At 42.3% G+C, this 23118-nt stretch carries 13 protein-coding genes; 10 read left to right on the top strand and 3 right to left on the bottom strand.

Annotated features, from left to right (window positions below; all coding sequences use genetic code 11):
* Nucleotides 1–44 precede the first annotated feature (44 nt).
* On the bottom strand, nucleotides 45–4244 hold the full coding sequence (locus K7B67_RS03910; protein ID WP_252179071.1) for a hypothetical protein: 4200 nt from the start codon (nucleotides 4242–4244) through the stop codon (nucleotides 45–47).
* A 415-nt stretch (nucleotides 4245–4659) separates the two neighbouring features.
* On the opposite strand from K7B67_RS03910, the gene K7B67_RS03905 reads away from it, so the two are divergent.
* The 7 genes from K7B67_RS03905 (at nucleotide 4660) to K7B67_RS03875 (ending at nucleotide 13816) form a co-directional block, all read left to right on the top strand.
* A complete protein-coding gene (locus tag K7B67_RS03905; RefSeq protein ID WP_252179070.1) occupies nucleotides 4660–6555 on the top strand; it encodes a hypothetical protein in 1896 nt (631 codons plus the stop codon).
* Between the two features lie 195 nt (nucleotides 6556–6750).
* Complete coding sequence (locus tag K7B67_RS03900; protein ID WP_252179069.1) at nucleotides 6751–8634, top strand: hypothetical protein; 1884 nt, start codon at nucleotides 6751–6753, stop codon at nucleotides 8632–8634.
* 119 nt (nucleotides 8635–8753) lie between these two features.
* The gene (locus tag K7B67_RS03895; RefSeq protein WP_252179068.1) at nucleotides 8754–10706 is read left to right on the top strand and encodes a DNA topoisomerase III; all 1953 of its coding nucleotides are present in this window, start codon (nucleotides 8754–8756) and stop codon (nucleotides 10704–10706) included.
* Nucleotides 10707–10843: 137 nt separating this feature from the next.
* Nucleotides 10844–11188 carry a hypothetical protein gene (locus K7B67_RS03890; RefSeq protein WP_252179067.1) on the top strand — a complete coding sequence of 115 codons (345 nt, stop codon included), beginning with the start codon at nucleotides 10844–10846 and terminating at the stop codon, nucleotides 11186–11188.
* A gap of 140 nt (nucleotides 11189–11328) precedes the next feature.
* Complete coding sequence (locus K7B67_RS03885) at nucleotides 11329–12513, top strand: hypothetical protein (protein WP_252179066.1); 1185 nt, start codon at nucleotides 11329–11331, stop codon at nucleotides 12511–12513.
* 136 nt (nucleotides 12514–12649) lie between these two features.
* The gene (locus K7B67_RS03880) at nucleotides 12650–13333 is read left to right on the top strand and encodes a hypothetical protein (RefSeq protein ID WP_252179065.1); all 684 of its coding nucleotides are present in this window, start codon (nucleotides 12650–12652) and stop codon (nucleotides 13331–13333) included.
* A 174-nt stretch (nucleotides 13334–13507) separates the two neighbouring features.
* The gene (locus tag K7B67_RS03875) at nucleotides 13508–13816 is read left to right on the top strand and encodes a hypothetical protein (protein ID WP_252179064.1); all 309 of its coding nucleotides are present in this window, start codon (nucleotides 13508–13510) and stop codon (nucleotides 13814–13816) included.
* A gap of 10 nt (nucleotides 13817–13826) precedes the next feature.
* On the opposite strand, the gene K7B67_RS03870 is transcribed toward K7B67_RS03875, so the two are convergent.
* Entirely contained in the window at nucleotides 13827–14006 is a 180-nt protein-coding gene (locus tag K7B67_RS03870; protein ID WP_252179063.1) for a hypothetical protein, read from the bottom strand.
* Between the two features lie 267 nt (nucleotides 14007–14273).
* Here K7B67_RS03870 and iscB point away from each other — a divergent pair, with 267 nt between their 5' ends.
* On the top strand, nucleotides 14274–15494 hold the full coding sequence (iscB, locus tag K7B67_RS03865) for an RNA-guided endonuclease IscB (RefSeq protein WP_252179062.1): 1221 nt from the start codon (nucleotides 14274–14276) through the stop codon (nucleotides 15492–15494).
* A gap of 54 nt (nucleotides 15495–15548) precedes the next feature.
* Here iscB and K7B67_RS03860 read toward each other — a convergent pair whose 3' ends face one another.
* Nucleotides 15549–16979, bottom strand: a complete 1431-nt coding sequence (locus K7B67_RS03860; protein WP_252179061.1) for an IS4 family transposase — start codon at nucleotides 16977–16979, stop codon at nucleotides 15549–15551.
* 4 nt (nucleotides 16980–16983) lie between these two features.
* Here K7B67_RS03860 and K7B67_RS03855 point away from each other — a divergent pair, with 4 nt between their 5' ends.
* Together K7B67_RS03855 and K7B67_RS03850 are read left to right on the top strand one after the other, a co-directional pair.
* On the top strand, nucleotides 16984–19029 hold the full coding sequence (locus tag K7B67_RS03855) for a hypothetical protein (protein WP_252179060.1): 2046 nt from the start codon (nucleotides 16984–16986) through the stop codon (nucleotides 19027–19029).
* 56 nt (nucleotides 19030–19085) lie between these two features.
* Entirely contained in the window at nucleotides 19086–23012 is a 3927-nt protein-coding gene (locus K7B67_RS03850; RefSeq protein ID WP_252179059.1) for a hypothetical protein, read from the top strand.
* Nucleotides 23013–23118 lie beyond the last annotated feature (106 nt).

The following is a 23118-nucleotide window of genomic DNA, read 5'->3' as shown; positions in this document are numbered from 1 at the left end:
ATTTTAAAAATACCTGCCGTCCGATGGCAGGTACCGGTGATAGCTTACTGGCTATGGGTGGGTGTGCCTGGCGTGGTAAGGAGTTCTACCGCTTGAATCATTATCCATAAGGGGTTGCTGTCCTGTGTCTCACGGTCAGTCTCATTGTTTGAAACCGAAGAATCGGGATCAAGCTTGATTCTCTTATTACTTTCATCATTTGAAGGATCATGAGAAGGATCATGAAAAGCCGCATCAAGCTGGGCGGTTTGTGGCGGATCAACCTCCATACTCTGAGTTGCTTCACTACTTACTGCTGCATCAAAGTGTTCCAGAAGCGCCACAGAACTGGGGTAGTGAATAAGATAAGCTGAAGACTGATGAGGATCTATCAGAATTTCGGAGACGAAGAGCGCAGCCTGATCGAAGTTCTGGATTAACAACAACAGTAAAAGTGTTTTCCTGTGATCTTCAGTGAGATCAGGAAAGGTATAATTTTTGTTTTGTAACAGAATAGCCAAAAGGTTAGGGGCAAAATTGACCCAGCGCCTCAGGTCATAAATCTCGTGAATAGCGCCATTGTGACCTTGTGTAATCACCGGGAACCAGACGCCCTGTGTCGGCACCAGCAAGGTCATGAGCTGGGCATCGCCAAATTGTTGCAATCGGCCTAACTCCGACTGAGCGAAAGATGCTGAATCAGTAATGATATTCTCATGGAGAACCGTTGAAATCACGCCAGCTTCGATGCCCAAAAGCAGCTCAAGTTCTTGCAGCAGGTTTATATTGTCAGGATGATTCTGAATGACAGAATAAATCCGATGAAGATTATCTTCCATCCTCTGTCTTACTTTTTGCTGGTTCCATGGGTCTGCTTGTCCTGACGGTTCATTCCGGTTCAATATCTCTGCAATGGACGAGTACATGCAGTTACCATCGCCATTAATCCTTATCAGCTCAAAACCATCGGGGACAGGGTTGTATTGATAGTCGGCTCCATACAGCTGTTTTTTGGGGTATCCCTCTTCCATTTTTTTATATAATTTTCGTGCTCCTTTTCTGATTTCTTTATCCTTTACCATGCAAGATGGGTGAAAAGGTTTCACCTGCGTTGTTTTTGGTTTTTTGGTGGTTCTGTTTTTCGTGCGGCCTTTCCCTCTTATGGAGCCTTCGGTTTTATAAGGTTTATTGCAATGGTAACAGGTTTGTTCGAAACCACCTTGTTCATTGGGAACATTAGCCAAAAGTTTCGGGGTGTTTTCCCTGAATGCAGAGATTAATTCATCTGTTCTTTCTTTGTTGAAAATACCTGATTTTGCTTCTGTGTTTTTCAGAAAGTTTTGCAGTGAGGCTTTTACCTCTTTATTTTTTGTTCGGCTTGCGTAATTGTCCAAAACAGTTAACGTGAACTTATTTAAAAACGCTTCGCTTTCGAAGTTCAGGTCGCTGGAGTGATGTTTGGCATCAGGCAATAAATGGTTCAAAAATAATGGGATAAGATTGTGCTTGCCATTAACAATTTCGAGCATACTCTTGAATCTGCGCTGAATGCTTGCTACCTCACGCTCAGAAACAACAAGTTCTAAGGTTTCTGATTCAAGAGTACTAAAAATTATTTTTGTAAAAAGGAACTCAGCAATTTGTAATACATTAAAAGCTAAACCAATACCTTTTTTGTTGGCAGTGTAAATGTCTTCCAGGCTGAATTTTTCCGGTTTTTCTATAAGCTGTTTGATGATTCCAGAGCTTGCATCAAATTCATTGTAGGTTAGAGTCCTGACACATATTTCAATAAGATAGTTTATAGCAATACGGTAAGTAATTTCTGTCTTATCTGAACCATTCATTCTGGATGCATAGTACAGGCTTGGAGCCAGCTGTCCAACAAAAAACGCCAAATCATTGATAACCTTCTTGTCAATATTTCCATTAATAACGCGCTCAAAAAAAACATTGTTTTTTTCGGTGATTGAATATTCCTCACGACTTATAAGAAGAGACATCTGAACTCTTTGCAACAATAATTCTAAATAGCCCTGCGTTGGTAACCAGTCATCCTCCTTTGGCATGAAAAATGATTTGGTAATAATATTATTGCCAAAATTTGAAGCGGCGGCTTTTTTTAGATCACTGGGGATTTGTAAAAAAGTTCTTGATAAGTCATGCATTGCCATCAATGCAAATTTTCTTTCAACGTCTGACATATCATCTCTAACAGTGGGTATCCAGACATTGGCTTCACCTCCATACCGAGTGCCGCTTCTAAAGCGTTCTGTTGTATTTTGAGTTTCTACAGGCATAATAAAGTTGTATTGATGAACCATATTATTAGCCTTTGCCATTCTTTTATTTTCAACTAAATGTATTTCCCATGTTATGGGTTTTGGTTTTGGTACCTTGTTTTCGTTATGTGCCAGACGGCGTGGATTTTCTGGAAAATAATCTTCATGTGAATAAGCTACAGCAAATTCAAATGCTCGTTTTTCATAACCAGGGACTTTAATAATCATTGTCAGGATGTCATTCTTTTTCTTGTGTTTATTTTCTGTTTTTCCTTTCTTTTCTTTCGCTGCCCATATATTTTGCAAAACCTGCCCATAAGTATACTGATCCAGCTTTTCATTCTTATGATAAACGACAGGTTCAATGCTTGCTGGTATTTTAAATCCTGACTTCCTTCTGGCTTCGTATATCAGATCATGAAAATTTTTAATTAATGAATAATCGAATTCTACAATCTCAGCTTCACGATGCATTTCAACAGGAATAAAAATATCAGTCCTTAGTGATTCCGGATTCTTTGGGTTATCGATTTTTTTGTCAATAACTAAATAGTCAAAAGTCGGATCTTCTTCATCTTTTTTCATTCTTTCATAGACACTTTCTTTTATCTTGTTAGGATCCGTTTCTACATAAATAAGCGGGTTGTCTTTTTTTGCCTGAGTATTTGCGTAAATTATTTCATGTGCAATCGCGTCCTCTGGGGAAACTCCACGCACACCCCTTGAAGAATATGAAATAAAACCTTCTGATTTTATATCTAAATCACTTGTCATAAAATTGATAACATTTAAAATCTGATCTTCTATAGAAAAGATGTCGGACCCATACCGCACACGTCTGGAACAATTTGAATACCAATATCGATGATAAGTGCCAGTGTGTCTTTCAGAGTTTTTATAAGTCTGCATCAGGCAAAGTTTATTGCCGAAAAGGTGGGCGACCCTTGGTGCATATTTAACATCAATTTCTGGTCCTTCGTTACCAATATTGTCAAAATTAAACTCTATTCTAAAAAAAGCATCTTTCCACCATCCATAGGGTGCTACAAAGTCCAGAGTTACCTGAAACATATTTTCTTCATTGATACTTAAACTAAATTTGTCTGGATATTTACTGTCAAGGAATTCTCGAAGTTTATTAACTGCAATATAAATACCTCTGGCTTTTGATGCAGAGTTTATCGTGGGTGACCTGAATGTAGTTTTTACTCTATTTTGTAGAATTATTCTATCTCCATCTTCTAAATTTTCTTTCCGAATCATATTTACATTGGTTAAATGAAATTTATCATTGCGTAGCAGGTGCAGTGGATGGTCCTGATTGGAATAAGGAACTATTGATTGGAAATTTAAGTCTTTATTTTTTTCTGCCTTAAAAATTTTTGTTCCTAGTCCCTGAAACCCCTGAAAAGCTCGGTCTTCATAGATCAGCTTCACCCAGTGTGTATCGTTTGTCGACATTTGCTCAGCTCTTTCCGATAACCATCTGTTTGCATAACCTATAACAGCACTGACTGCCTCATTACCTTCATCAACGGCTGCCTGCTCTTCCTCCATCATTATGGGTATTGGCTCAATAGGCTCTGCTTCGGCTATTTCGGCTTGACGAATCATTGCCTGAACAAGATTAAACGTCCTGTGCAAGCGGTAAGGTATTCCAAACTTGGCCGTGTTATTAGCCGCCTTAACACCCATTATTTTAGCTATTTCCCTGTTTTTGGTTACAAAAAATTTATTTCTTTTTGTTCTAGTCATATCTGACATAGCTTCATTAATATAAGATTCAGCTTCATCGAATAAAGCTTTTTGTTCAAGTTCTTGATTAAGTTTTTCATACTCTTCAATGGTGAGTTGTTTTAGTACAGCTTTTTGTTTTTCGTTGATTGCAAGAGCACTCCCTGATGTCAGGGTTATTAATAAAATGATAAAATGAATGCTGATTTTGTTCAATTTTGATAACGCAGTAAAAATCATACCTTTCAATCCTTATAGCCTCTTTAAAAGTTTCTGTATTTAACGCTACTGGCTGACTTCACCTTACTAAACCCTGTAGGCGAGTGAGCTTTGGAGAGTGAATAGTAGCTTATGTTGAAAGCGTCTGTTTTTGGTTTTTTTGGTACTTATGTTTTGTTTTTGGTTGTCCAGTTTCAACTCTCTTCAGCAACTCTCTTCAGAAAAGTTCTTCAAAAAAAGTTCTTCAAAAAAAGTTCTTGAAAAAAGTAGATGTCAGCCAGTGAAAATAGACTACTATCTATCGTCTGTTTCATAGATGAAAGTAACATATGTTCTAATTGGTGCATTTGTACAATCTTGAGCAGGAAGAATTAAACGTCAGTCATCGCCAAAGACGGTGCTGGCTCTGTCATCAATATGGTCCCAGCTTAGTGGAGAGGTTTGGATGGAATATACGGTCATTACAAGACGATTCAGTTCGATTATCTTTATTAATTATCTGAAACAAATGGTCACGTCCCATAATCGTCTTACAGAAACCCTGCTGCTGACCATTGTTCTTAATGTTATGGCTTCATTGACTTTTGCTACCGAAGTCGAAATGGGTGAAAGGGTAATAAACCTTAAATCTTCCATCGTCAAATGGATGCTTGCAATAAATGATAGTCCAATGCTTACTGAACCTGGCGAGCCGAAACTGGTTTTGGCAACAACAGCAAAAGATACGGATGACTTTGCCTATTTAATGGAACTCAACAGAGAGCTTCGTCACAATGGCGCTTATGAGGGTATTCCGGTTGAACTGGCTATACAGACTACCCGGTCTGGGCAAGAAAAATTATACAGTGCTTTTTCTGACACTTCAGATCTTAAAATTAATTGGTTTTTTGAGGACGAAGGGCCTAAGGATGAGGCTTGGCTTCAGATACAGCCTGCTAGCTTAACGCTATGTTTATCGAACTGTTCAGGAATGAAATTACCCAGTACACTCAATTGGCTGGCAATTGCTCAGTATTCTAATGTTGATGACAGTGATAAAGACTTGTATAAGAGTTTTACTCAATATTTATCATTATCAGAACGTTATCACCAAAGGTCTGGAGTATGTAGTCTGTTCAGTTCCCAAACCACGAACAATAATACGGACTCCCGGTATGGGGAGGAGGAGTTAAACCTTCCAAACTGCCCCATTACCGAAAAGCAAAATAAATGTTCTGCTGCCATTTCAAGGTTTGGCCTGGGTAAACTGCACCTTGGGTTACCCTTTAACTCAGAACTGATTGAGAAAGTTGATCATTACGAAACGTCAGAGGACAAAACGTCAACTGCCCTGTATAAAGATTTAAAGCAATTATTGAAAGATAAACCCTGGCTGGGACTTGGTCTTACGGGGCATGCTCTTAAGGGGGATAGTGATTTGGATACTCAGGCAGAAACTATCCTGAACACGTCGTATTATACCGCTTATTACCAAGATAAGGCCTTCTTGAAAGAGTATTTGGACATTATCAGAAGAATAGAGCCGGGTGAAATAAAAGTTGTTATTCCTCTTAAATGGGCAGGAGGCTTTACGGTTTTAAAGGATATGTTGGTGGAGCTGGGTTTTACCTATGTTCGGTACAGGTCAATAATGAAATCATCCATCTATTGTACGCACACTGCCTCTAAAGATAGAAACCTCAAGTTGGGCGACTGTGACCCCGATGCCCCTGATGCCAGGAAAATAATGGTTATTGATCCTGGCCTTATTGATGATGATAATGCTTACAATGCTCTGGTTTACTTTTCTCAACCATTAACCCTGGTGAAAGGCGATATCAACCTGACCAAAGCCATTGCCATGAATAAGATTCCTTTTTATGAATGGCTTTACACCCAAACTCAGGTGAATGAGCACCTCCAATCCTTCTGGCAAGGCACAGGACTTGAAGCATTTTTCGTGAATGAGTATCAGCCAGAAATAAAAGCAGCATTACTCAATCAATTTAACTTTGATTCAGTGGTTCGTCGTCAGATAAACAAAAGAATTATTAAAGCGAAAAATGCCATGCCCGACCTGCTCGATGTTATATGGTTGGCCCATCGCCCCAATCACCCACTCTGGGGACATCATATACCGATGAAAATAAAATTGGCTCGAGAGAAGCACAACGAGCTATTTGATGAAATCAAAAACACAGAGAGCCCGGAGATGCGTGATGTTTTGGCTGTCAAGGTATTGATCCAGGCTATTCTGGAGCAGTGCTCTGCTTATGATCAGGAACAGCTTAATGCGATATTTGGGTTAGTTCAGGATCCAAGGCTTCCAGAATACCTGCTAGCTTTGCTAAACAAACGTTAGTGGCAACTGCAACCACGAAAAAAATAGATATGACCCAGTGAAAATAGACTACTATCTGTTGTCTGTTTGATAAATAAAACAACATAGGCTCTGATTGGTACCATTGTGCTATTTGGAGCAAGACAACGACAGTTACTATCACCGAAGACGGTGCTGGCTCTGTTGTCAAATTGCAGTTTAGTGGAGTAAGGTTTTATGGGTTGCAGGATCATTATCAGGCACTTTAGCCTGATCTTTTTTATCAATTCTCTGAAACAAGTGTTCGCACCCCGTAATGGTCTTGCGGTATCAATGATGCTGCTGACTGTTATCCTTAATTTTACGGGTTCATTCGCCTCCGCTGCAGAAGTGGAAATGGGTCGGCGGGTGATAAACCTTAAATCTTCCATCGTCAAATGGATGCTTGCACTGAATGATAGTCCAATTCTTAATGATCCCGGCGAGCCGAAACTGGTTTTGGCAACCATTGCAAAAGAGACGGATGACTTTGCCTATATAATGCAACTCAACAGAGAGCTTCGTCACAATGGAGCTTATGATGGCATTCCGGTTGAACTGGCTATACAGACTACCCGGTCTCAGCAAGAAAAATTATTCAGTGCTTTTTCTGACACTTCAGATTTTAAAATTAATTGGTTTTTTGAGGATGAAGGGCCTAAGGATGAGGCTTGGCTTCAGATGCAGACTTCTAGCTTAACGCTATGTCTATCGAGCTGGTCAGGAATGAAAGTACCCAGTTCATTCAATTGGCTGGGAATTGCTCAGTATTCTAATATTGATGCCAGTGATAAAGACTTGGATAAGAGTCTTACTCAATATTTATCATTATCAGGCAATTATCACCAAAGGTCTGGAGTATTTAACCTGTGCAATTCCCAAACCACGAACAATAATCCGGACTCCCGGTATGGGGAGGGGGAGTTAAACCTTCCAAACTGCCCCATTACCGAAAAGCAAAATGAGCCTTCTACTGCTATTCCAAGGTTTGGTCTGGGTGAACTGCACCTTGGGCTTCCCTTTAACTCAGAACTGATCGAGAAAGTTGATGATTACGAAATGTCAGAGGATAAAACGTCAACTGCCCTGTATAAAGATTTAAAGCAATTACTGAAAGATAAGCCGTGGCTGGGGCGTGCTCTTACGGGGCATGCTCTTAAGGGGTTAGATACTCAGGCAGAAACTATCCGGAACACGTCGTATTATACTGCTTATTACCAAGATAAGGCCTTCCTGAAAGAGTATTTGGACATTATCAGAAGAATAGAGCCCGGTGAAATAAAAGTTGTTATTCCTTTTAAATGGTCAGGCTTTACGGACTTAAAGGATATGTTGATGGAGATGGGTTTTACCCATGTTCAGCACAGATCAATAACAGGATTCGCTATCTCTTGTACGCACTCTGCCTCTAAAGGTAGAAACTTCAGGTTTGGCGATTGTCATCCCGATGCCCCTGATGCCAAGAAAATAACGGTTATTGATCCTGGCCTTATTGATGATAATGCTTACAATGCTCTGGTTTACTTTTCTCAACCATTAACTCTGGTGAAAGGCGATATCAACCTGACCAAAGCCATTGCCATGAATAAGGTTCCTTTTTACGAATGGAGTTACACCCAAACTCAGGTGAATGAGCAGCTCCAATCCTTTTGGCAAGGCACAGGGCTTGAAGCATTTTTCGTGAATGAGTATCAGCCAGAAATAAAAGCTGCATTACTCAATCAATTTAACTTTGATTCAGTGGTTCGTCGTCAGATAAACAAAAGAATTATTAAAGCGAAAAATGCCATGCCCGATCTGCTCGATGTTATATGGTTAGCTCATCGCCCCAATCACCCACTTTGGGAGCATGATATACAGCTCAAAATAAGGTTGGAGGGAGGGGAGCACAACGAGCTATTTGATGAAATTAAAAACACAGAGAGCACGGAGATGCGTGATATTATGGCTGTCAAGGTATTGATCCAGGCTATTCTGGAGCAGGGCTCTGTTTATGATCAGGAACAGCTTAACGAGATATTTGAGTTAATTCAGGATCCAAGGCTTAAAGAATACCTGCTAGCTTTGCTAAACAAACGTTAAGCCATCAGCAACAAGAGGGCTGTCGGCTTACCGGGGGTTAAAAACGGCTATGACACAAACCGAAAGAAACATATCATAGGCCGATGTAGCACTGATCCGATGGAACCTTTGTAGACCTGATGCGTTTAATTATTGCCGAAAAACCCAGTCTGGGCAGAGCCATAGCCGATGTTCTGCCCCGGCCCCATAAACGACAGGATGGCTATATAGAGACAGCATCCGGTGATGTTGTCACCTGGTGTATAGGTCATCTGCTGGAGCAGGTTGAGCCGGAACACTATGATCCAGCCTATAAGCAATGGCGTTTTGAACATCTGCCCATCGTTCCCCAGCAGTGGCAACTGCAACCACGCAAAAACACCCGCTCCCAGTTATCGGTGATTCGTAAGCTGTTAAAAACCGCCGATGTCATCGTTCATGCCGGAGACCCGGACAGGGAAGGGCAGTTACTGGTGGATGAAGTACTGGATTATCTCAAGCTTTCACAAACCCGCAGGAAAAACGTCCGTCGTCTTCTGGTAAATGATCTGAATGGTTCCGCAGTCAAGAAAGCCTTTGACCGAATGCAAAGCAATTCGGATTTTGTACCTCTCTCTGTTTCTGCCCTGGCTCGCTCCCGTGCCGACTGGCTCTATGGCATCAATTTAACCCGTGCCTATACCGTGCTCGGCAGAAAAGCAGGTTATGGCGGTTTACTTTCAGTCGGTCGGGTACAGACTCCGATACTGGGTCTGGTGGTGCGAAGGGACGAAGATATTGCTCATTTTCAACCCAAACCTTATTTCGAGGTCTTTGCCCTGTTGATCACCGATCAGGGGGAGTGCTTCAAGGCCAGGTGGCAACCCAGTGAAGCCTGTCAGCCCTGGATGGATGACGAGGGGCGAGTGCTGGATCGTCGGCTGGCAGAAAATGTTGTCAGCAGGATTCAGGGCAAACAGGGCACCGTCACTAAGCTGGAGAAAAAACCGGGTAAGGAATCGCCACCGTTACCCTATTCACTCTCTGTGCTTCAGATTGATGCTGCAAAACAGTTAAGGATGAGTGCCAAGGAGGTGCTGGACATCTGTCAAAAACTGTATGAGCAAAAACTGGTGACCTATCCCCGTTCGGATTGTCGTTACCTGCCTGTAGAGCATTTCAGGGAAGCACCGGAAGTGCTGGCAGCGATCCGCAGCAATGATGAAAAACTGGCCAGCGCCGTGGACGGTGCATTACCTGAGCGCAAAAGCAAAGCCTGGAATGACAGCAAAGTGGGCGCACACCACGGGATTATCCCCACCACCCGAAGAGCCGATCTGTATAAAATGGCCGACCGGGAGCGTCGCTTGTACCGCCTGATTGCCAGACAGTATGTGGCACAGTTTTATCCGGATCATCGGTTTTTAGCCCGAAAAGTCAGTGTCACTATAGAAGGTGGGTTATTTACCGCCAGCAGCAGGGAAGTTCAGGAAGAAGGCTGGAAAGCCATTTTTCCCCGTAAGCCGTCCTCCTCTCCAGATAACTTTTCGGATAAAGAGCCGGATAAAGCAGACGGTCAAAGATTGCCGGAGTTGCAGCAGGGGCAGACATTGCTGTGCAAGGAAGCTGAGCTGGCAGAAAAACAAACCCAGCCACCCAGGCCGTTTTCCGATGCCACCCTGCTGTCAGCCATGACCGGTATTGCCCGCTATGTAAAGGATACCGGGATCAGGAAGGTGCTGAAGGAGACCGACGGTCTCGGTACGGAGGCGACCAGGGCAGGCATTATCGAGTTATTGTTCAATCGCCAATACCTTACCCGTCAGGGCAAAAATATTCATGCCACCGAAACCGGGAAAGCCTTGATAAAAGCACTGCCAGAGCCGGTCAGCCGCCCTGATATGACCGCTCGCTGGGAAGCCTCACTGAATCAAATCGTCGAGAAAAAAGGATCTTACCAGACCTTTATGAGTGAGCTTGAACAGCAACTGGTTCAGCTGCTGCAGGAGGCCGGGCAGTCAGGAAGCATTAATGTACAGGGACTGCCTCCGGCATCAGCCAACCGGTTCAAGAAGAAAACCCGCCGAAAAAAAACCACTCGCCGAGCTTCCTGACAGGAAAAGATGGCCTGAAAGTGAGCTCATCTACCGATTTATTCCTGCCAGTTATCGTGTTCCTCCAAGAATCTTCGGTTTCTGGCAGGGGCTGTGGTAGAGTGGTGAACTCTGACTTCTAACAGGATAAATCCCCTATGTACAAAGCTTCTCTGGCCATTCTGGTTGGGCTGGGTATGACCGGACTGGCCTCTGCATCGGATAATTACTCATATACCTGCACCTATGGCAAACAGGAACGAAAGGTCAGTGTCATCTATCTGCAACGTGAGTCTAGTGTGCCCTGCGAAGTTCGCTACACCAAAGGCCGACAGGAAGAGACGCTCTGGAACGCCAGTTACACTGTAGGTTATTGCGAAGACCGAGCCTCGGAATTTATAAAAAAACAAGAAAGCTGGGGTTGGGTCTGCACCCTGGATCAGCCAAAAACCGATGACAGTCTGCCAGAAGATGTCGAGGTTAAATTGGAGAACGGGGGTTAAAGACCCTCTTTTTTGCTGATCCGGGCACCCATTCAGGCTGGTAGCACAAATCATAATAATTGGACGACGCTCGATAGTTGTTGAACTCCCTTGAACGATTAGGGTCAAAGAATGACCAAGATCTGAGACGGGAGTATTTTATGCCACCTATTCGTTTTGCCAACAGACAGATACTTTCCATTCTGCTGACCCTTCTGCTCCTGTTGCAGGTGCCACAGTCATTCTCCTCAGAATCTTCAGAAAGTTGTCAGACAGGGCCATGCGCTGACTCCGCAGGCCATCGGTTGCCTTTGGTCGACCTGCTGGTATCCGCAGCGAGCTATTTTGCATGGTCTGAAAAACCGCACTTGCCAGCATCGGGGAATGATAAATCCTGCAATATTGAGCCCTTTGAACGCTGGAAGCCGAAACTGGACTTTGAGTTCTGTCAGTCCCTGATCGCCAGTAAAAACTTCAAAACAGCGCTGGAACTATTAAAGCAAACGGGCGACATGCAGCCTGCGACCATGGCATGCAAAGACTGGCAAGCTGACCTGGCAGACTATTTCAACTGGCGTTGGCCAGGGAACAACGCCAGCCAGTGGCAACAGCTTCCTGTGCATCATGGGAGTTACCAGAAGCTGATGGACAGCATGAGAGTAGATGAATTCATGGGCCTCCTGAAATTACTGACCCTTTCTCCTTCGGTGTTTTCGTTGCACAAAATACAGATCAACGACCAGTCATTTATTCTCAAAGGCTATCTCAACCATGGCTTGTTGATTGCCCCCTTGCTGAAAGTGGCTGAATGCTATTTTATACCTGAAGAAGAGCCGCTGGCCCTGGGTTTTGAAGAGTGGAGTGGACTGGTCGAGGGCCGTATGCACTCCCTGTTCAAAGCTGTGAAGGGGCGCTCACTCCATGATTGGGTGGCTGAGTCCCGTCAACCTTCAAGCAAGGTCAACCTTAATGCCTTGTTCCGGGAGTTTGGGCAAGTTCTGGCGAAATTTCACCTGCGTCACAGAGCTTCGGATTTCGATGGGTTGGATACCCTTTCCAGAGCGGTTCATCATGACCTGAATTTCAATAATGTTTTTTATGATGAAGCATCGGGCTTCTCTCTGATTGATACCATCGGGCTTTCTGCTTCAGTTCTGGAACCGTCTGAAGTGCGTAGTGATTTGAATCGGCTGTTCGAAAAAACGGTCGAAAATGATATATCAAGGGAATCAAAGGGAAGTTTTATCAGAGCCTATATAAGTCAGTGGCCAGAAGAAGTTCAGAAGAGTCTCTGGATGGAAATAATACCACTTCAAATCGGACAGGAAAATATATATAAACCCTGATCATTCCCCCTAAGCCTGTGCAATAAAAATTTTTACTCCAAATTGAATAAGGCTGGTTTTGTGCCATTTTTAATCAGCCTCTATAAGCGATGCAAACTTATCTTTGTACTTTTTTCAATTGGAGTAAAAAATAATCATGGTCAACTTCCTGATTAACCATCTTGTGCTACTTTCTGTAAGCCTTTTTGCTGCTTTGGTCGCAGCAAATCCGGTTGCAGAACAAAACATCAATGGCATTATGTTCGATGAACGCTGCCCCAATGGCGAAACGGTTTGTAAAAACCACCCCATTGACTGCCTCGGCGGCTGTGCGCTCAATGCCTCAACAGGAGAAACGGTATTCCAGTGGGAACGTACTATTTTTACCACCAAATTCGACAAGGCTTCACGGGTTGATATTCAGGCAATGAAAAAGTGTCTTGGCCGTGAGGCAATCCGAACGGCCTTGCTAAAGGGCCAGGAAGATGGGCAGGATAGCGGTTCAGAGACATTACCCTGCACCGTCAGTGGCTCTGAATGGCAATATATCTACCCGCAGTATTATATTTCGGCGCTGACAAAGCCCGAGTGTGACAAAACCCGGTCTTATCTTGACAAGCTGACAGGCAGTTGCCAGAGCTGGAAAAACACGGTTTCCGAAGCCGGACTCTGGATTGGTTATGGTGCAGCGGCTGTGGCGGGTACGGCTGCATCCTATTTTGCGGTTGCCCAGGTCGGTAGATGCACCGGATGGTTCCACTGGGTGACCCTTGGCGATGTTTTAGGGGCCTGTTACAGAAAGTTTTTCAAGTGCGGAGGTTACCAGAGCCCCGGTGCTTAATTTCTGAATCCAGCATTGACGAGTTCCCTCTGTCAATGGCACCCAAACTCCGTTCACCCTGAGCGCCCTTCGACTCCGCTCAGGATGCACGATCGGAGAGTGGTTGGCACGGTCTTCATTTGGTCATAGTGTTACCTCTGAACTATGCTATGGTTCTGTTGTTTTGAGGTGTTTATGGAAAAGTCATTATTTGCAGAATTAAAACGTATTGGTATTGATGAAGAGTTGGCCAGCAAGGTCAGTGCTTCTCTTGACCCGGAATACAATGCCAGTAAAAAAGATATCCTGGTATTGCAAGAAGCCATTATGCAAGTACAACTTCAAAGTGAGCGCAGCTATCAGGCACTCAGTTCAGCACTGCATACCGAGATAGCGGGTGTTCGCACTGAAATGGCTTCCTTCAACCGGCAATACGTCATTACTTTCCTCGGTTTGATTACCACCATTATCAGCGTCTTCGTCATCAACTGGTATTTCAAGTAGTGCCGACGACTCAAGGCCCATAAGCAGGCGGCGATGGTGCAGCAGCAGGTTGTTGCCCACCCCCTTGCAACGACTCTATCAACAACTGCCGCCAGTCTTTTTGTGGTTGCTGGGGTTCGGCCTGCGCTGGCTGGTTCCAGTTCTCATGATCGTCTACTTCAACCCCGGTGGCATCGTTCACGCCAGTCAACTACCCGTCCCTAAAGGAACGGGCTTGTAAAAGCCCTTGTTGACTAGACCACTATTTAGGAGAGGCAAAAATAGTAAACGTTATTTCGGATGTAGATACCTTGGAATGTCGCCTTAGTTCCTTGCTCTATCGTGGCTCTGTAAACAGTCTTATTGGGTTATAGACAGTCAACCACATTGCGAAGCCGTTATAACTGGTCGAAAGGAAGTCTGAAACTGGTTTGATCCTACAAATCAGCGTAAGCACAACTCGAAGGAGGTAGACTGAATGCTAGTTTACGTACTCAACAAGAATGGTGAACCATTAATGCCATGCAAGCCCCAACGGGCTAGAAAGCTCTTGAAAGAGGGTAAGGCTAAGGTTGTTTCAAGGACACCATTCACCATACAACTACAGTTTGGCTCTACAGGCTATAAGCAAACTGTAGTGACTGGTATGGATACTGGCTCTAAGGTTATCGGCTGTGCTGCTATATCTAATGGCAAGGTTGTATATCAGTCTCAAGTCAAGCTTAGAACCGATATTAAGAAAAAAATGGATCAAAGGAGAATGTATCGGAGCAATAGACGTAACAGAAAAACCCGATACAGAAAGCCCAGATTTTTGAACAGGAAAAACCCAACCATGTTCGGAAGGCTTCCACCTTCAGTGAAGTCTAAGGTTCAGTCCCATTTCAGGGAAAAGAAACAGGTTGAAATGATTTTACCTGTTACCCGATGGAATGTAGAAACGGCCAGTTTTGACATTCACAAGATAACCAACCCTGAAGTGTCGGGAAGGGGCTATCAGGAAGGAAAACAGAAGGATTATTACAACGTCAAAGCCTATGTCCTTGATCGTGATGGATACAAATGTCATTCAAAACAGAAGGTTAAGCATAGTGAAAAATTACACGTTCATCATATTGTATTTCGATCAAATGGTGGAACAGATGAGCCTGGTAACCTAATAACCCTATGTGAAAGGTGCCACAAGGATTTACACGATGGGAAATTTGAGATTAAGGGTCAGAAAAGCAAGACTAAACACGCTACCCAAGTCAGCATCATCAAGGAAGCGCTAAAGAAAAACTGGTCATTCAAAGAAACCTTTGGGTATGAGACAAAATTCAAGCGTGAAACGATTTTAAAATTACCCAAAACCCATTTCAATGATGCTGCAGCTATTTGCTGTGAACATGGGGAGTTGGTTGAACCGAGTCCAATTGTGTATAAGAAAGTTCATGTCTCTAAAGGTGACTATCAGTTACACAAAGGGCAGAGATCAGAAAAGAAAATTCCTGTTGGCAAGTTGTTTGGCATTAAAAAGTTCGACTATGTAAATACACAAAAGGGTAAAGGATTCATCAAGGGTAGAATGTCTACAGGATATGCTGTATTGATGGATATAGAAGGTAAAACTACAATAACCAGCACAACAATTAAGAAGGGCTGTAAAAGGTTAAGCGCTAGAAGCACAACCCTGATCGACTTCGAACATTGTGCATAGCGAATCTTGGCGGATTCGTTGCTTACATCCCCCCGCTGAAGCGCTGTCTCTTAGTCAGATCTCCACACCCTTTGTCACCCGGTAGGTGTGGAGACGGTCTTGCAGTTTCGCCCAGCCTTCCCAAACAACTAACCATCCGGGAATGCCTGTTCGTTTAGAGTCACACCAGCCACCTACTTTCGCTATGGTTTGGAGTAGCCAGGCCAGTGTTGGTACTTTTTTAGGTAGAGCTTTGCCCTCATAATATGTGATCCAGAGAACTTTCCATTCCTCGTCACTCACAACTTTGTTAGCTGGCGTCTTTTCATTCCATGTTTTGCCACCTTTTGCCTTCCTGTCATAAGGCAGAATCAGAGCCTCCCTGATTTGCAATAATCTGACCGCTACAAACATCAGTATTACTGCCAGACGTTGCATATTACCGGCGGACAGCATTCTCAGGCGCTCAACACCTGTACCGGTTTTCCACGCTTTATGGAACTCTTCAATACGCCAACGCAATTCATAAAATCTCAGCACTGTACGACAGTTTTTAAATGTTTCTACTGATTCAGAAGTTAATAAAATCCAGCGCAACCGATCCTCAGTGTCATTATTGATTTCTTCTGCAATCAAAACGTTGACAGTTATTGGAGCCAAACGCCCACCCGGTCTTTGGGGTGATTGAATCGTAGCGGTTTTCTTCTTCACTTCCAGAGTTACTTTGCGTGCTTTACGTGCATTTCGCCCTCCACGCTGAGGCACTTTAATCGTATAAGTTCCCAAGGCTGGCTCTTCAGCCAGGGCATCAAAAAGAAGTAGGTCATGGTCAATCAAAATTCGGTTTTGTGTTGCCCTGACAACAAACCTCTGGTTGTGAGTCAGCTTGTACTGGATATATTCATAAACATCCGCTTCCCGATCGCAGACACTAGCTACCTTGGTCATTTGGGCACCTAACCTGTGCTTGATGTTTTCAGAAGACTGCTGCCATTTAAAACTTTCTTTTTCTTCGTAAGGTCGCTGTTTACGGGCGCTCCGCTTGTCTCGCTCTTCATCGTCTCTAATCCAGCGCTGCTGATCAATCAAACCCACTGTTCGCTCAGTATCAGCATCAATAAGCATCACTGAATGAGCCCAAATGCCTCTGGATTTGCTATTTTTTGACTCGCCTATATTGCCCAGCTCTGACCTGGTGGAATGTGTGTAGCTGAGAGTGGTGCTGTCCTCAATGGCTAACAAGAGTTGTGCATCGTTTGCAGCGAGTGCGGTCGCCTGAAAACCGGCTTCTGCAATAGCATCCGGCTCTACAGCTTCATTTTCAATAAGCCGATAGGCACCCTCAACCAATGCAAGGTTGCCTTCACATGAGGAGGCTAAAGATGAGCCCGTGTGGGCAGCTAGTTCAGCAGCTACTTGGGTTAGTCTCTTTGTACGACGCTTATCACCTAATTCTGCGCACTCGAAAGTATGTTCAGCCCATTGTTGAGGAGGTAGTGGAAGCATGATCTTGACTCATCTCAGAGAGGATAAGCCAAGTATAGAATTTGTGACTAAGAGACAGGTTTTAACTCTGGGTAATGACATCATTACCAAAGCATTATTAACACCGCAGAACGATAAATGGTTACTAAATCAGACCAATTTGGAACTTTTGCTGCAAAGAATAATAATGTCTCTTGTTATAAGTCATGAGTATTACTCAGTTGCTAAGCAAAACAATGTTTTTTTTGAAAGTTTCATTAGTGGAAATACTGACGAAAGTGTCATCGAGGATTTGAGATGTTTTCTTCCACACTTAGCTCCAAGCCTGAAATCATTATCCAAAATGGATAATCAAAATAAGACAGGAATTATCTATCGCATTGTTTTAAATTACCTGATTGAACTATGTGTCAGGACTCTGACCTATAACGAACTTGATGCAAGTTCTGGAATAATCGAACAACTTATAGAAAAACCGGAGGCATTTAGCCTGAAGGACATCTATGCTTCCAACAAAAGAGGTATTGCTACTGCTTTTGATGTATTGAAAATTGCTGATTTCCTTTTTACAAAAACTCTCTTTAACCCTTTTCAGAATGAGCCTTTCGACCTTTTATTTAATAAAAATGAAAAAGAAGGCCTTCTACTTGATATCAAGAATATGCATAAAGCTTTTGATGACGAGGAAAATCCCATTCCACTGTTTTTAGATCACTTGTTACCTGCTGCCTGGTATTATTCCAGCGATCTGGACTTCGAAAGCAAAGCGTTTTTAAATAACTTTACTTTACGCATTTTGGAAAATTACGGAAGCCGAACAAAAAATAAAGAGGTAAAAGCTTCACTCCTGAATTTTCTGAAAAACACAGAGCAAAAATCGTTTTTTTTCAGCAACGAAAAAACGGATGAATTAACCTCTTCATTCAGGAAAAATATTCCAGAGCTTCTGGTTAATGTTCCGAATGGAAAAGGTGGTTTCAGACAAACCTGTTACCATTGTCGTAAACTTTATGAAACTAAAACCCCCATAGGAGTAAGTGACCGTACAAAAAACAGAACCACTGATAAACCAAACGAAAGGCTAATAAGGCCTTTTCACAAAGACTGCATGAAAGAAGACAAACACATCAGGGAACAAGTGGGGCAATTATTTAAAGAGATGGAAAAGGGATACCCCAAAAAACAGCTTTTTGAACCCGATTATTTCTTTAACCCTGTCCCCGATGGTTTTGAGCTGATAAGGATTAATGGCGATGGTAACTGTATGTACTCGTCCATTGCAGAGATATTCAACCGGAGTGGACAGTCAGCACCAACCGGGATATGGAACCAGCAAACAGTAAGGGAGATAATTGATTATAACCTTCGCCAGATTCATTCCGCGATTCAGGAGCATCCTGACCAGCAAAAACTCATGCAAGAGCTCGGGCTACTATTGGGAATCGATGCTGACTTGATTCAAGCGGTTCTCGATCAGCATATCATTACCGATTCAGCCCCTACCGCTGAGTCGGAGTTAGGCCGATTGCAACAATTTGGCGATGCCCAGCTGATGGCCTTGCTGGTGCCGACACAGGGTGTCTGGTTCCCGGTCATTACCCAAGGTGACTACGGGTCTTATCATGAGATTTATGACCTGAGGCGCTGGATCCAACTGGCTCCTAACCTTTTGGTTATGCTGTTACAAGACGAAAATTATCGATTTCCTGATCTCACTGAACATCAAAGGGCAACACTGTTGCAGTGGTTGTTAGAGCAAAATTACGATCGCGCTGAATGCTTTCTCTCTCAAATTCTGGCAGCCCCTCACCTGTCTTCTGCTTATCTTATCCACTACCCCAGTTCAACGGCTCTTCTTGAGCACTTTGATGCAGCAGTCAGCATTGAAACGCCTCAGCCTATCGTAATTGATCCGCCACAAACCACTCAGATTGGTGTAACTTTTGCAGATCCTGCTAACAATGGCAGTAATAAAAGAATCAAGCTTGATCCTGCTGCCATTGGCAGGCAGGTGCTTTTAAAACAAGCTACTATTCATTCGGCGCAGCTCTCAGCCAGTAAGGCGTACTAGACCATTGACGTTCAATATAGAAAGTTTTAAGTACGATAGTGTAAGGATTGCCAAGTATGAATTTTATCGTTTTATTAATGACCCTGCTGTCAGCTAGTGCTCTTGCGCTGAACGACGACCAAAAAAGCATGCTAAAACAGCTCACCCTTCAAGAGTATGAAAAACTGGATCTGGAACTTAAAGAACATGATTTATACACAGAAGCTGAATCTTATATTAATAGAGCTATGTCAGCCATTAAACTAAAAAAAATAAAACATTTTTTCGTAACCATAAATAAAAAAATAGCTAAGCAAATGGGTATTAAGGCTACTGATAAAACGGCTAAATTTGGTATACCTTATACCCCGCTAAGGTCTTTTAACCTTGTTCAGGCAATGATTCATTATGATCGTAAAGTAAACAATAGCGCAGCCAGCTTTGTTACTAATTATGCCGACAGATTGTTATCAGAAAGTGGAATAACTGAGCAAGAGCCTACAAAGAATATAGCCTGGATAAATATCCTCTATGAAAATCGGATTAATTCACAACCAATTCCAACTGCTATAAAGACATTAAATAGCAAACAAAATTATATTCTATCTGAATCTCTATCTGGCAATGTCTTCCATAAAAAAATATATCTGCTACGTAATGGAGAATTTGTTTTTACCAATGTCAATATGATTCGGAATGTACATTTGAAGGATGGAGATAAGATAATTTCACCCTTACCCGATTTTTATTTTGACCACCTAAGACGATCACCCATAAAAAACCCTGCATCCAGAGCCAGAGAGATTTATATTGCCGTTAATCGACTTCGAGCCTTTCTTGATAAGCACTATCCGGAAAAATTTAGCTTAAGCATCAATGATAAAGATATGTTTGAGGTATCTCTTGACTTTATCGCAGCCCGTGGTCTGTGGGAAGATGCATTTTTTAGAATAGTATTTAATTTTGACAACTATGACGAGAAAGAACCAGATTTTGACGTTAGATATTCACCAGAGCTCCCCCTTATTTTTAACAAAAGTTTTGCTCTACATCATAAATATCGACGATATAAAAGAAACACCTTGGACTTGCACAATGAGTTCCCAGACGATTTGTCTGTAGAAAAACAGATTTTGAATATTATCAATTCCGTAACAGATTGCATCAATACAAAAACAAAAGATGTTTTTTTGCTTGATTGGCTTGTAATCACACCCCAGGATAATTTTATAAAAGAAATAATGAATGCAACTCATATAACACAACAAGAAGTTAACACGCCTGTTTGTATAGATACGGATTCTAACAAGATAGAAAAAAGTATGGGTGAAAGAATAAAAGATGAAGAAGATCGAGTTTTTGATAACTTGACCGAGGCTGAGCTGGATTCAGAATCAATAAGGACTGATATTTTCTTGCCTGTTAAAATGTATAATGAAGCTGAGATTGTAGAGCTTGACTACGCTTCGATTAAAAACTTTTATGATCTGATCTATGAAGCCAGGAGAAAGTCAGGATTTATAATACCAAAAGATATTGTGCCCGTCGTTTATTATAAAAATAAAAAGCTCGACCAGCCTAATGTTCTAAAAGTTTTGCATGGCATAAAGAAGGGTAATACAAAATGGAAGAAAAAGCATGATATCCTGACGGTGGTTGTTAACGTTCCTGGTTATGAAAGGCTGGCGTTTGACTCTGCTAAACACCAGGCAACTAACTATTATGTCCCAGAACATACATGCCACCTTATGCAGTGCGGTATAATTCACAAAAGAAATGCGCGCAAACCCATAAAATGGGAAATACATTTATTTGAAAATAAGAAGCAGGCAAAAGCTAGTACTATGTTTTTTCGACACAAACTTCTTTTGCCTTCAGATACGCAAAAGACAACAGAACGCTATAGAGGAGGCGCTACACCTGAAGGTCCCAGCAATGTCTGGATACCCACTGTTAGAGATGATATGTCAGAAGTTCAAAAAAGATTTGCTTTGATGTCAATGTATGACTTATCAAGATATAAATTCAGCATTCCCAATGATCTAAAAAAAGCCTCCGTTTCAAATCTGGGTAATGACATTATTATCAGCGCATTATCAACACCGCAGGAAAACAAATGGTTACTCAGTCAAGTCCATTTGGAATTTTTTTTACAAAGAATTCAGATGTCTATCCTTATAAACCATGATGATTACTCAGTTGCTAAGAATAACAATGCTTTTTTTGAAAGTGTCATTAGTGGAACTATTGACGAAAATATCATCGAGGATTTGATTTTTTTTCTTCCACGCTTAACTCCAGGCCTGACACGCTTATCCAGAATGGACACCCCAAATAAGTCAGGAATTATTTATCGTATTATTTTAAACTACCTTATTGAAATATGTGTCAGGACTCTGACCTATAACGAATCTGATGCAAGTTCTGGAATAATCAAACAACTTATAGAAAAACCGGAGGCATTTAGCCTGAAGGATCTCTATGCTTCCAACAAACAAGGTATTGTTGCCGCTTTTGATGTATTAAAAATTGCTGATTTCCTTTTCACAAAAACTCTCTTTAACCCTTTGTATAAAGAGTCTTTCAACCCTTTGCATAATCTTTCTTTTAATAATGATGAGATAAAATCCCTTCTAATTGATATCAAGAATACACGTAAGACTTTTGATAGTGAGGAAAATATCATCCCAGTGATTTTGAATCACTTGTTGCCTACAGCTAAGTATTACTCCAGCGACCTGGACTTCGAAAGCAAAGAATTTTTAAATCAGTTTATTTTAAGTATTTTGAAAAATTACGGAAGCCGAACAAAAAACAAAGAGGTAAAAGCTTCACTCCTGACTTTTCTGAAAAACACAGAACAAAAATCGGATTTTTTCAGTCAAGAAAAAACGGATGAATTAATCTCTTCATTCAGGAAAACTATTCCAGAGCTTCTGGTTAATGTGCCGAATGGGAAAGGTGGTTTCAGGCAAACCTGTTACCGTTGTAATAAAGTTTATGAGACTAAAAGCCCCATAAGAGGAAAAGGGCGTACAACAAACAGAACCACAGGCAAACCAAAAGAAAAGCTGGTAAAACCTTTTCACAATGGTTGCATGAAAGAAGACAAACACATCAGGAAACTAGCAGGGCAATTATTTAAAGAGATGGAAAAGGGATACCCCAAAAAACAGTTTTTTGAACCCGATTACTCCTTTAACCCTGTCCCCGATGGTTTTGAGCTGATAAGAGTTAATGGCGATGGTAACTGTATGTACTCGTCCATTGCCGAGATATTCAACCAGAGTATACGGACAAGCCAAGTAGGCGTATGGGACCAGAAAAAAGTAAGGCAGATGATGCATTATAACCTTCGCCAGATTTATTCCGTGATTCAGAATCATCCTGACCAGCAAAAACTGATGCAAGAGCTTGGGCTACTATCGGGGATTGATGCTGACTTAATTTCAGCGGTAGTCAATAACTATGTCATTATCCATTCAGCTTCTTCCGGTCAATCGGAGCTAGGCCGACTGCAACAATTTGGCGATGCCCAGCTGATGACCTTGCTGGTGCCGACACAGGGTGTCTGGTTCCCGGTCATTACCCAAGGTGACTACGGGTCTTATCACGAGATTTATGACCTGAGACGCTGGGTCCGACTGGCTCCTAACCTTTTGGCTATGCTGTTACAAAAAGAAAATTATCGATTTCCTGATCTCACTAAACATCAACGGGCAATGCTTTTGCAGTCGTTGTTAGAGCAAAATTTCGATCAGGCTGAGTTCCTGGTTTCTCAATTTCTGGTAGTCCCCCATCTGTCTTCAGCCTATCTTATCCACTACCCCAGTTCTGTGGCTCTTCTGGAACACTTTGATGCGGCAGTCAATATTGAAGCATCTCAGAATATGGCTGTTAATTCGTCGCGGACCACTCACATTGATGAGACTTTACAGGACAGCACCCCCTTATTATTAATGATTCAAACCACAACCCTAAGCACACCAACCAGTACCTTTTAAGTTAACAACCGTGCCATGTTCACACGACACCTGCACCCCGGCAGGTTTTACTCAGTCGACCCAAAGGTAATCCACTATAATTCTCAGCGCTCTACTAAACAGCTTT

This window comes from Endozoicomonas sp. 4G (assembly GCF_023822025.1).
Classification (GTDB): domain Bacteria; phylum Pseudomonadota; class Gammaproteobacteria; order Pseudomonadales; family Endozoicomonadaceae; genus Endozoicomonas_A.
This window is presented reverse-complemented; position numbering and strand designations above follow the sequence as displayed.